The sequence below is a fragment of the Pseudomonas cucumis genome (assembly GCF_030687935.1).
GTDB lineage: Bacteria > Pseudomonadota > Gammaproteobacteria > Pseudomonadales > Pseudomonadaceae > Aquipseudomonas > Aquipseudomonas cucumis.
Map to the genome: position 1 here is coordinate 2,465,611 of NZ_CP117454.1, position 11,074 is coordinate 2,476,684.

Below are 11,074 nucleotides of genomic sequence, written 5' to 3' on the forward strand. Positions count from 1 at the left end.
TGATCAGGTGCTTGAGAACATGTCGATGCGGTGAGTCGTTCATTCTCAGTGACTTTGCCTTGCTCTGCGCTATTCCGTTACGGGATGGTAGAGATGTGCTGGATGTAATTGGAGGGTGGTTGCGGGCTCGGCCTTCGGAATAAGGTTGCTGAACGATCGTTCCCACGCTCTGCGTGGGAATGCAACCCGTGACGCTCTGCGTCACATCGGTGTCTGGCTCGACAGCGGCGGTGGGGCTGGAACGCGGAGCGTTCCTTGAGGCATTCCCACGCGGAGCGTGGGAACGATCAATACACCACGCCTACATTGGATTGGTGGTGTTTATTGGGGCTTCGGCAACCTGAGCTCCGCACACAACCCACCGCCCTCGCGATTGCTCAAGGTCAGCGACCCGCCAATCGCCAGCGCCAATTGCTGCGCAATCGCCAACCCCAACCCGGTCCCGCCGGTGCTGCGGTTACGCGAATTCTCCACGCGGTAGAACGGCTCCATCACCTGCGCCAATTCCTCTTTGGCAATCCCCGGCCCACGGTCCATGACCTTCACCGACAAGCTGCCATCAGCCTTCGTCTCCACCCACAGCTCTGCCGCGCCGGCGAATTTCAGCGCGTTGTCTATCAGGTTCACCAGTACCCGCCGCAAAGCATGGGGCCGGGTGTTGATCACGGCTGCGCTTTTACCATCGAGCTGCACATTTTTGCCCATGTCCTGATAGTCGAACACCAGGCTGTCGAGGAATGAATCCAGATCGGTGCGGCGACTTTCCTCGGTGGCACCATGGATGCTGCGGGCATAGGCCACGCCTTCGCGCACCAGGTGTTCCATTTCACCGAGGTCATTCCACAATTTGTCTTTCTCGCTGGAATCATCCATGAATTCGGCGCGCAGTTTCATGCGGGTGATCGGGGTTTGCAGGTCGTGGGAAATCGCCGCCAACAGTTGCATGCGTTCCTTGAGATAAGCCGCAATGCGCGCCTGCATCGCATTGAAGGCCCGGGCGGCGTAGGCGACTTCGGTCGGGCCTTTTTCGTCCAGGTGCACGGCGTGGGTGTTGGGGTCGAGGGTTTCCACCGCTTGGGCGAGGCGGGTGAGTGGGCGGATGGCGATTCTCACGGCCAGCCAGGTGCAGGCGATCATCAGCGCCAGTTGCCCCAGCAATACCGCCGGCAACCACGGCGACAACGGCACCATAGAAGGTCGCACATCAATGGTGACAGGGCTGCCATCCTTGAGTTTCAGGTGGGCCTGGAAGTGTTTCTTCGGGCCGGGGATGTCGGTAAAGGTCAGCGGGTAATCATCGCCGATCGCGTCCTGAATCGAGGTCACTGCAATCGGCACATCGCGGGCTGCCATCGGCGTGCCCGGCGAGCCTTCATTCAGCAGATAGCCATAGTTGGTGCGTTCCAGGCGTTGTAGCCAGCTCATACGCTCGTCGGCGGGCAAGCGGTCGAGGATGGCGAGGGAGGTCGAAACATCGGTTTCCAGATTGCCCAACATCGTATTTTTCGCACTTTCGTAACGCTCGTAGTACTGAGCGCCAAAGGACAGCGCCTGGGCGAGGATCAGGCCAATCAGGAAAATCAGCGACAACCGCGAGGCCAGCGTGCGAGGCCAGTGCAGCGCAAGATTCATGACGGTGCACCGAGCACTTCCACCGGCAGGGAAAACACATAGCCTTCACTGCGCACGGTCTTGATGTAGGCCGGTTCCCGGGCATCGTCGAGCAGACGCTGACGCAAGCGGCTCACCAGCAAATCGATGGAGCGGTCGAACAGATCGGCGTCGCGGCCTTGGGTCAGGTTGAGCAACTGGTCGCGATTGAGCACCCGCTGAGGATGATCCAGGAACACTCGCAGCAGGCGATATTCCGCGCCGCTGAGGGCGACCATGGTGCCGTCCTGATCCAGCAGATGCCGGGCCGAGGTGTCCAGGCGCCAGCGACCGAACGCCAGCAGGCGACCGCTTTCGGTGATCACCAGATTCGGCGGCAGCATCCGCGTGCGCCGCAGCACAGCGTTGATGCGGGCGAGCAGTTCACGGGCGGCGAACGGCTTGACCAGGTAATCGTCGGCACCCATTTCCAGGCCGATGATGCGATCGGTTTCATCGTTGCGAGCGGTGAGCATCAGCACCGGCGTGGCCTTGTGTTTGCCGGCGCGCAACTCGCGGCAGAGCACCAGGCCGTCGTCGCCCGGCATCATGATGTCGAGCACAATCAAGTCCACCGGCGTGGTCTCCAGAAACGCGCGCATTTGCCGTCCATCCGCCACCACGGTGGTGCGCAGACCGTTCTTTTTCAGGTAGTTGCCTACCAGTTCCCGGATCTCGCGGTCATCGTCCACGATGAGAATGTGATCGACGTGTTCCATGAGCCAAGCCTCTAAATGGGGGATATCGCGCAGTCTATCGAGCCTCGGCTCGCTCGCCTGCCGCCGATTGTATTGCAGTGTATCTGGTGTATCGGCAGATACACGGGGACGCAAAAAACCGCCGATTTCAGTGGTTTTGTATCGCTGTGTATCGCAGGCCTGCGCGGATACACAGCGATTTACCCGCGCCAGTTCTGGACACAGACGAGATACCTCACGGGTTTCAAATAGGTTCCATCGAGGCAAACCCAACCGCCTCGGCCCAATCAACGATTGACCTATTGAAGCCCAGAGGAAATCACCATGAACACCAAAGCCGTCTATGCCGCCTGCCTGTTTGCCGCCCTGAATATCTGCACCTTGTCGGCCCGGGCCGAAGCCGATGTCACCCATCAAACCTACACCTATGGCACGCACCTGGACATCCAGAAAGTGCTGTCGATGAAACAGGACGCCAGCCCTGCCTGCGGGATTGTGAATGCCCGGATGACCTATCTGGATTCCCAAGGCAAAACCCGGGTTCTGGATTACAGCAAATTCGCTGACGGCTGCAACGAAGGTAACTGAGTCCTTCGACTACCCCAATTCCCGCAGTTCCAGTGTGGGAGCGAGCCTGCTCGCGATGACGGCAGCACATTCAACATCTATGTGACTGCCAGACGGCTATCGCGAGCAGGCTCGCTCCCACATGGGACTCGTATCTCAAGGTGATCCCCATGTTTCTCATCGCATTCCTGGGCGGCATTTTGACCGTCCTCAGCCCCTGCATCCTCCCGGTCGTGCCGTTTCTGTTTGCCGGTGTAAAACGCACACGTGCCTCGATCTTGCTCACCCTCGGTGGCATGGCCCTGACCTTCGCCCTGATCTCCAGCCTGGCCGTGGTCAGCAGCGATTGGGTGATACAAGCCAGCAACACCGGCCGCCATGTGGCGCTGATCGTGATGGTGCTGTTTGCCCTGTCGCTGATCTCCGCCCGTATCGGCGGCTGGCTGGCGCGTCCGTTCGTACTGCTGGGCAATCGCATCGATCCCAACACTCGCAAGATGTCTGGCCCGTTAGGCTCGGTAATGATCGGCGTCGCCACCGGTCTGCTCTGGGCGCCGTGTGCCGGGCCGATCCTCGGGGTGATCCTCACCGGCGCCATGCTGCAAGGTGCCAACGCTCAGACCAGTCTGCTGCTGTTGGCGTACGGCCTGGGCAGCGCGTTGTCCCTGGGGACTTTGATCTTTGCCGGTCGCGGCCTGGTCAATCGCTTGAAACCGTCGATACCGGTCACTGGTTGGCTACGTCGCGGCACGGGGGTTGCGGTGTTGGCCGCTGCGGCGGTTATCTCCACCGGCGCCGATAACACACTACTCGCTGGCACCTCATCCGAAGGCGTCACCACGGTTGAACAGCATGTGCTGGAAACCGTACCGAAAGTAGTCGATTACTTCATCAGCAAGGTCAAGGCCGACTCAACCATGGATTCAGCCAAAGGCCGGATGCCGTCACTTTCCGGCGCGGTCGAATGGCTCAACTCGCCAGCGCTGAGCAACGATTCCCTGCGCGGCAAAGTGGTGCTGGTGGACTTCTGGACGTACGACTGCATCAACTGCCAGCACACCTTGCCCTACGTAAAGGACTGGGCGAAGAAATACGAAAAGGATGGCTTGGTCGTGATTGGCGTGCACACCCCGGAATACGGGTACGAACGCATCATCGACAATGTCCGCGATCAGGTGAAAAAACTCGGCATCACTTACCCGGTGGCGATCGACAACAACTACGCGATCTGGCGCGCCTTCGACAACCAGTACTGGCCCGCTCACTACCTGATCGATGCCAAAGGCCAGGTGCGTTACACCCACTTTGGCGAGGGACGGTACGAGACTCAGGAGCAGATGATTCGGCAATTGCTGGAAGAGGCCAAAGCGCCTGCCGCGTAACCCGTTTTCGGCGACGCAAGGCGATCTGTTAATGCGGCGTTACAGCTAGGTGACCACGCATCGGAGAATGCCATATTTGGTGAATTCTCCGGACGATCGGCAGGACGCCAGCGTATCCGGGAGCGATAGTTTGTGGACGACGGGATCACTGTCGACCCTGTCATCACAAACAAGAAAAGGAAGTTGCCATGCCTAAATACATTATTGAACGCGAGCTTCCAGGTGCTGGCGGACTGCCGCAACAGGAACTCAAAGCGATCTCGCAAAAGTCCTGCGATGTGTTGCGCGAGATGGGGCCAGAGGTGCAATGGCTGGAGAGCTACATCACTGGCGACAAGATTTACTGCGTGTACATCGCGCCGAATGAGGGCCTGATCAGGGAGCACGCCAAAAAGGGTGAATTTCCCATCAACAGCGTTTCCCGGGTGATGAACATCATCGATCCCACCACGGCGGAGTAAGCCGGGGACGCGTTCCAACCCGTAACGGAGCAGACTTAATGAGTACCCCCATTGACCTCACTGCCCTGAAAAACCGTCAAATGGCCTCGTGGGCCAGCGGCGACTACGCCGTGATCGGCACCACCTTACAGATCGTCGGCGAACTGCTGGCCGAGGCTTGCGACTTGCTCTGCGATGAGCGCGTGCTGGACGTCGCCGCCGGTAACGGTAATGCAACGCTCGCCGCCGCGCGCCGGGGATGCAAGGTCACGTCCACCGACTACGTGGCCAAGCTGCTTGAACGCGGCGAAGACCGCGCACGGGCGGAACACCTGGACGTGACCTTTCAGGTGGCCGATGCCGAGGACTTGCCGTTCGAGGACGCCAGTTTCGATGCGGTGCTTTCGACCTTTGGTGTGATGTTTACGCCGGATCAGCCCAAGGCTGCAGCGGAACTGGCGCGGGTGTGCCGTCCAGGCGGGCGGATCGGCCTTGCCAACTGGACACCTGAAGGTTTCATCGGCCAACTGTTCAAAACCCTGGGCCGCCACATGCCGCCACCCATGGGTGCTCAACCACCGTCGAACTGGGGCTCCGAAGCCTGGTTGCACTCACAGTTCGATCAGCGCGACTTCCAGATGCAGGTGACACGGCGGTTGTTCAACTTCCGTTATCGCTCCGCCGCGCACTTTATCGACACCTTCCGCAGTTGGTATGGCCCGATCCACAAGGCCTTTGCGACCCTGCCACCCGAAGGGGGCACAGCCCTGGAAAACGACCTGACCGAACTGCTGAATCGCCTGAACCGGGCGGGGGAGCGGTCGCTGGTGGTGCCCAGTGAATACCTGGAGGTGGTGATTACACGGCGCTGAAACGACAACACAAATCCCTTGTAGGAGCGAGCAAGCCCGCTCCTACAAGGGTATGTGCAGACTATCTGACCAGCCCAATCACTCATCCAGCCGCTCGGTGTACACCACCCACACACTGCACGGCATTTTGTACAGCAGATGCTCCACTGTGCTGCCGAGCAGCCGGCCCATGCCGCGATGGCCGACCCGGCCCATGACAATCACGTCGACATCATGGGTATCGGCGTAGCGGGTCAGCACCTTGGTCGGGCTGCCCATCAGCATGTGCCGTTGCTCCGGGGCGATGCCGTTGCGCGCGGCCAATTCGTTGAAGGCATCCTCCTGGAAATTGAACAGGGTCTTGGCCTTGTCCGAAGCGAAAAACGCCGAACCGTTTTCAAAGCTGAACTCGTCCGAGCTGATAGACGAAAGGTCATAGGCGTAGACCACGTCGAGCTCGGCATTGCAGGAACTCGCCAGTTTTGACGCTTCGTGCAGGATCCGGTCGTTGAAGCTTTTGTATTGATCATCGTTATGGAAGGGGTCGACCGCCGCAACGATCTTGCGCGGCAACGCATGCTTGGCATGGCTGACGAAGTGCAGCGGTACCGGGCATTCGCGCAGCAGATGCACGTCGAGGGGGGTGAACACCAGCCGCGACAGCCGCGATTGATGTTCCAGCGCCTTGATCAGCACATCCATCGGCTGCTCTTTGAGGTGAGTCAGGATCTCCTCCAGCGGATTCTCGACCCAAGTCACCTCGGTGGTGACGTGCACACCGATCTTGCGCAAGGGGCGGGCCTGGTCCTCAAGCCACTGGCGGTGGCGCTCGACGTACCCCAGACGCATCTGCTCCAGGGCCTTTTCATTGACCATGCCGGCAGTCGCCAGGCCTTCCAGATAGTCGAAAGCCACGATATGCAGGGCCGCATCCTCGGCCTTGGCCAGCGCCGCGGCCCGGTCGAAGGCAGGGCTGTGTTCCATCAGGGGCGAGGCGACCAGCATGAAACGTGCTTGACCAGACATGACAAACCTCCCGTGGGTAAACGAGCAGACGACGGTCCCCCTGAGGTTACGATGGGAGAGCGCCTGTGCGCCCGACGTATGGTCATTCGAAAGCCATTCAATCCTCTAAGTATTGACCATGTTCAACCTCTCGTCCGCAAGGCCGGTGCGGGCTGAAGTTAGTGCTCAGAGATGTCACACAGGGGATTTTGGGTGTTCACCCTAAACAACCTTTGCGCCCCGTGCCTCCAGCAATTCCCGTAATACGGAACGGTGGCAGTGTGCTTCTTCCTCGCAATAACACCCCACGGCCAGTGACGTTTGATGGGAGAGGGCGGCCAGCAGGTCGAGCATCTGGCTGGGCGCGGGATGGTTCATCTCGGCCTTGAATTTGCGCTTGAAGGCTCCCCAGGCTTTGGCATCTTCAGCTGCTTTGGCTTCGGCCACCAACTCGGGGCTGGGGGACAGCAGCGGTTGCCACACGTCGTAAAAATCCCGACTGGCAAATTCGGCTTTCGGCACACCCCGAGGCGGGCGGCGTACCGTGCCCAGGCGCAGCCCTTCATTCGCGGTGCGGGGTGAGCCGAGCTGGACGATGTGGATGGGCATGATCGCAGTGCCTATTTGAGCCGCGAGCTGTCGACCCACTCCAGCGCCGTGCGCCAGAAGCAGATCCCCAGGAAGTACGCCGACATCAGCAGCCACAAGCCCATGACCAGTGGGTTGATGACCGGGTGGTTGACCACCAGCGACATGCTGCACAGCAGCCAGATGGCCGTCACGGCAATGTTGATCGGCATGAACCGCCGCACGCGGAATGGGTGCAGGAACTTCATTCGGGTCACGGTCAACAGCGCCAGGCCGATGACGGTGAGCAAGGTGATCCACGGCGATGGGTCGATGATGTACAGGCACAGCGCAACCACGTTCCATGCGGCGGGGAAGCCCTGGAAGTAGTTGTCCTTGCTCTTCATGTTGACGTTGCAGAAGCAAAACAGCGACGAGACCAGAATCAGCGACACGGTCAGTAGCAGGGTGTAGTCCGGCAGCGGGATGTAGCGGTAGATGAACAGTGCCGGGATAAACACATACGTCAGGTAGTCGATCACCAGGTCGAGGATCGAGCCGTCGAAACTCGGCAGCACCGACTGCACATTGACCTTGCGTGCCAGCGCGCCGTCCAGACCGTCGACGATCAGCGCCACGCCCAGCCACAGCAGGCAATTGGTGGGCTGGTTCTCCAACAAGGCGAGGGTCGCGAGGAAGGCTGTGACCACGCCAGTGGCGGTAAAACCATGGGCACCCCATGCTTTGAGCCTGGCAATGTGTACGGTGGATATCACGGGGGTGTTCTCCAGAAAGTGAAGCAAGCCAGTTATCACCCTCCTGTTGAGGGCGTCGGCAAACCGGGTCGGGTTGCAGGTATCGACCGGATTTTCGGGAATAAGGTTCACCACCTATGAATCTTAGCCGCCGCGCAAAAAAATACCCCGCAAATTCCTGGCTAGCCTCGCTCTCACAAGTTGCGCAAGTTAACTGACGGGCATTAGGGAGTGTCAACTTCTGTCAGGAGTAAAAATGGGCACCTTTTAACGTCAGCCAGACGGAGTTGGCGGAATGTCGGGCGAGGACTATCGTTGCCTGACTGAGTTTCTGCCCATTATTGAGGACGTCGTCATGAACACCAGCGATTTGCTTGAGCAATTACTGCGGGCCGGCCGGGGCTCACAGGCGCAACAAGGTGGCGGTGCGGCGTCAGCTCAAGGAGGCTTGGGCGATCTTGGCGGGTTGCTTGGTGGTCTGTTGGGGCGCGGCGCGGGTGCCGGTGCGGGCGGCGGAGGCCTGGGTGGTTTGCTCGGTGGTCTGCTGGGCGGCGGTTCACCCATGGGCGGTTCGACGCCAACGCGCTCGGGCGGCACCAATTACGCGGCATTGGCTTCTTTGGGGATGATGGCGTTCCAGGCGTATCAGGCCTGGCAACGCAGCCAGGCCTCGGCACCACAACAAGCGCCGCGCACCGTTGACTTGTTGTCTGGCCCGGAAATCGAGGACCACAGCCACGCCATCCTTCGTGCCTTGATCGCCGCCGCCAAGGCCGATGGCCGCATCGATGAGGCCGAGAAACACATGATCAGTACCGAAATCGGTCGCCACACCGACGATCCGCAACTGCAGCAATGGCTCGATGATGAAGTCGCCCGGCCGCTGGATGCCGCCGATGTGGCGCAGTCCGCCCAAGACCCGGGCATGGCCGCCGAGATGTACCTGGCCAGCGTGATGTTGGTGGACGATCAGCAAGACGCCGAACGCAACTATCTGGATGAATTGGCCGCTGCGTTGAAGATCGATCCAGAGTTGCAGGTGCAACTGGAGCAGCAGGCCAAGGGCGGTGCGACCTGAACATTCCCCCTGTAGGAGATGGCGTATGCGGCCAGCTCCTACGTGTGTTCTGGTGATTTCTTCAGCAGAAACGTAACGCCGAAGCCTTCGGATATCTCCAGTATCCGAGGCAGGTCTTCGGGCACTTTGAGCTGATCCAACGCCGCAAAGAACTGACCGCCGCGTGGATCGGAAACCACGCCGATCATTTTCGCGGTAGGGCTGATGTTCTTGTAGGCATGGATCGACCCTGCGGGGATGTGTATGTAACCCCCGGTCGAGAGGGTGGTGGATTGCCCTTCGACGGTCACTTCAACCTGCCCATCGATGACATAGAACGCTTCGTCCCAAGGGTGAAAGTGCAGCGGTGGCCCGCCACCCTGCACGCCTTCCTGGATGTGCATCTCAAAGGGTTTGGTCAGATCGCCGCCGGCAAGAATAGTGATGGTCTCACCAACAACTTTGACCGGCGTGGGCGTTTTCCCGGCTTCGATGACGTGAACCGTTCGCATGATTGCTCTCCGAGGCATGAATCCCCTCCGCTGAGTATATGCACTGCGCCGCGAGCAAGCGCCGCGGCGCTTGCCCGTCTGTCCGGCCAATTTCAACGCCAATGGAATTTTTTTCAGGCCCTGCCGCTCTGCTGATAGAGACGTGCTGACTCCAGCGTCCTGCCACTGGCCTCAGAGCGAGAAAATTATTTCATGACTGCCCTGACACGACTTGAATCCCGGCCTGCCCACGAACACGCGATAACTGCCGCTGACGGCGTAAAGTCGCTCTACGAACAGTTGTTGCTGAGCGACGATGACGCGCAAAAACACGCGCTCGCCCGGCGCTTTCTGCAAGAGCAACTGGAGCAAGCGGCGCTCCTGCCTGAACAGATGCCACAGGACCTCTCGGCCCTGCAACACTGGGTCGAACAGCACAGCGTCGACGTGGCCCGGCAGTACGCCGATTACCTTCAGCAGCGCAAGGCGGGCGGGGCGCGACAGTTCTTCAGCAACAAGGCCCATGCGCTGTTTTTCCTGCAGGCTGTTGCCCCGACCAAACTGGTGGACGGCGCCTGGCTTTATGGCCTGTTGCGGCACTGGCGCGACCCCCGCTTCGATGGCCTGTTGTGCACCTATCTGGAAGAGTTGGGCGAGGGCAATCCGGCGCAGAATCATGTGGTGATCTACCGCAAGCTGCTGGCTGAACATGGCCTGCAAGACACCGCTGCGATCGCCGATGAGCGCTACCTGCAAGGGGCGATTCAACTGGCACTCGGCTATTGCGCCGACGAGTATTTACCGGAAGTGATCGGCTACAACCTCGGCTATGAACAGTTGCCGCTGCACTTGTTGATCAGCGCTTATGAACTCAGCGAACTGGGCCTCGATCCGCTTTACTTCACGCTCCACGTGACCATCGACAATGCCAGCACCGGGCATGCTCACAAGGCGGTGCAGTCGGTGCTGCAATTGCTCCCGGTGGAAGGTGATCAAGATGACTTTCTGCGTCGGGTGGCGCTGGGCTATCGGCTCAACGACCTAGGGCAGGGCAGTCGGGCGATCATCGAGTCGTTCGACCTCGACGGTGAAGTACTGAGCATGCTTGAACGCAAACGCCCGTTCGGCCAGCACATGCATTCCGATTACAGCCGCTTTGAAGGCAAGACCGTCAATCAATGGCTGTCTTCGCCGGAACAGTTGCCAGGCTTGCTGGCGGCCATGGAAAACAAAGGCTGGATCAAGCGCCACCAGGACCCGCAGGCCAGCCGTTTCTGGCAATTGATCGACGGCGCCGGAGCGGCGATGTTCGGCGTATTCAGCCCCTACGAAAAACAGTTGCTGCATGACTGGATTGCCGGCAACTGGAAGCCGGAGTATCCAGTTGCTGCGGTACGGCGCGGCAGCAGCGTTACGGCGCAGATATCAGTGCCGGACAGCGACCCGGATATTCAGCGCTTGCAAACCGCGCTGAACGGTCTGAGCGGGCACGAGCAGATGTCGGTGTTGTTGCCGTGGCTCTCGCCCCATCGGCATGCTCATCCTGCTGGTCTGTTGGCGACGCGCCGGTTTATCGAACTCAAATCCAGCCTTCTCTAGAACGCCATTTAT

12 protein-coding genes and 1 pseudogene are annotated in these 11,074 nt (G+C 59.8%); 7 read left to right on the top strand and 6 right to left on the bottom strand.

Annotated elements, in window-relative coordinates; translation table 11 throughout:
• Positions 1–4: 4 nt before the first annotated feature.
• Positions 5–143, top strand: a pseudogene (locus PSH97_RS11295) (short-chain dehydrogenase); the annotation flags it as partial.
• A 178-nt stretch (positions 144–321) separates the two neighbouring features.
• Here the strand turns inward: PSH97_RS11295 and PSH97_RS11300 are convergent.
• Both PSH97_RS11300 and PSH97_RS11305 read right to left on the bottom strand, forming a co-directional pair.
• Positions 322–1,632 carry an ATP-binding protein gene (locus tag PSH97_RS11300; RefSeq protein WP_305449241.1) on the bottom strand — a complete coding sequence of 437 codons (1,311 nt, stop codon included), beginning with the start codon at positions 1,630–1,632 and terminating at the stop codon, positions 322–324.
• Positions 1,629–2,369 carry a response regulator gene (locus PSH97_RS11305; RefSeq protein ID WP_007939241.1) on the bottom strand — a complete coding sequence of 247 codons (741 nt, stop codon included), beginning with the start codon at positions 2,367–2,369 and terminating at the stop codon, positions 1,629–1,631. Before PSH97_RS11305 ends, PSH97_RS11300 begins: the two co-directional genes overlap by 4 nt.
• A 303-nt stretch (positions 2,370–2,672) precedes the next feature.
• On the opposite strand from PSH97_RS11305, the gene PSH97_RS11310 reads away from it, so the two are divergent.
• From PSH97_RS11310 to PSH97_RS11325, 4 genes are all read left to right on the top strand, one after another.
• Positions 2,673–2,936 (top strand): DUF2790 domain-containing protein, encoded by a 264-nt coding sequence (locus tag PSH97_RS11310; protein WP_305449242.1) that lies wholly within the window; start codon positions 2,673–2,675, stop codon positions 2,934–2,936.
• A 149-nt stretch (positions 2,937–3,085) separates the two neighbouring features.
• The gene (locus PSH97_RS11315; RefSeq protein WP_305449243.1) at positions 3,086–4,297 is read left to right on the top strand and encodes a cytochrome c biogenesis protein DipZ; all 1,212 of its coding nucleotides are present in this window, start codon (positions 3,086–3,088) and stop codon (positions 4,295–4,297) included.
• A 188-nt stretch (positions 4,298–4,485) separates the two neighbouring features.
• Positions 4,486–4,758: a DUF4242 domain-containing protein gene (locus PSH97_RS11320; RefSeq protein WP_305449244.1), complete on the top strand. Its 273-nt coding sequence runs from the start codon at positions 4,486–4,488 to the stop codon at positions 4,756–4,758.
• A gap of 38 nt (positions 4,759–4,796) precedes the next feature.
• Positions 4,797–5,609, top strand: coding sequence for a class I SAM-dependent methyltransferase (locus PSH97_RS11325; protein ID WP_305449245.1), 813 nt, complete (start codon positions 4,797–4,799; stop codon positions 5,607–5,609).
• 78 nt (positions 5,610–5,687) lie between these two features.
• Here PSH97_RS11325 and PSH97_RS11330 read toward each other — a convergent pair whose 3' ends face one another.
• The 3 genes from PSH97_RS11330 to pcsA all read right to left on the bottom strand — a co-directional run bounded on the left by PSH97_RS11330 (position 5,688) and on the right by pcsA (position 7,936).
• The gene (locus PSH97_RS11330; RefSeq protein WP_305449246.1) at positions 5,688–6,614 is read right to left on the bottom strand and encodes a universal stress protein; all 927 of its coding nucleotides are present in this window, start codon (positions 6,612–6,614) and stop codon (positions 5,688–5,690) included.
• Between the two features lie 201 nt (positions 6,615–6,815).
• Entirely contained in the window at positions 6,816–7,202 is a 387-nt protein-coding gene (locus tag PSH97_RS11335) for a DUF488 domain-containing protein (RefSeq protein ID WP_305449247.1), read from the bottom strand.
• 11 nt (positions 7,203–7,213) lie between these two features.
• The gene (gene pcsA / locus PSH97_RS11340; protein ID WP_305449248.1) at positions 7,214–7,936 is read right to left on the bottom strand and encodes a phosphatidylcholine synthase; all 723 of its coding nucleotides are present in this window, start codon (positions 7,934–7,936) and stop codon (positions 7,214–7,216) included.
• A gap of 274 nt (positions 7,937–8,210) precedes the next feature.
• Between pcsA and PSH97_RS11345 the strand changes: the two genes are divergently transcribed.
• Positions 8,211–8,993 carry a tellurite resistance TerB family protein gene (locus PSH97_RS11345; RefSeq protein WP_305449249.1) on the top strand — a complete coding sequence of 261 codons (783 nt, stop codon included), beginning with the start codon at positions 8,211–8,213 and terminating at the stop codon, positions 8,991–8,993.
• Between the two features lie 38 nt (positions 8,994–9,031).
• Here PSH97_RS11345 and PSH97_RS11350 read toward each other — a convergent pair whose 3' ends face one another.
• Positions 9,032–9,484 carry a cupin domain-containing protein gene (locus PSH97_RS11350; RefSeq protein ID WP_305449250.1) on the bottom strand — a complete coding sequence of 151 codons (453 nt, stop codon included), beginning with the start codon at positions 9,482–9,484 and terminating at the stop codon, positions 9,032–9,034.
• A gap of 192 nt (positions 9,485–9,676) precedes the next feature.
• Between PSH97_RS11350 and PSH97_RS11355 the strand changes: the two genes are divergently transcribed.
• Complete coding sequence (locus PSH97_RS11355) at positions 9,677–11,062, top strand: iron-containing redox enzyme family protein (protein WP_305449251.1); 1,386 nt, start codon at positions 9,677–9,679, stop codon at positions 11,060–11,062.
• Positions 11,063–11,074 lie beyond the last annotated feature (12 nt).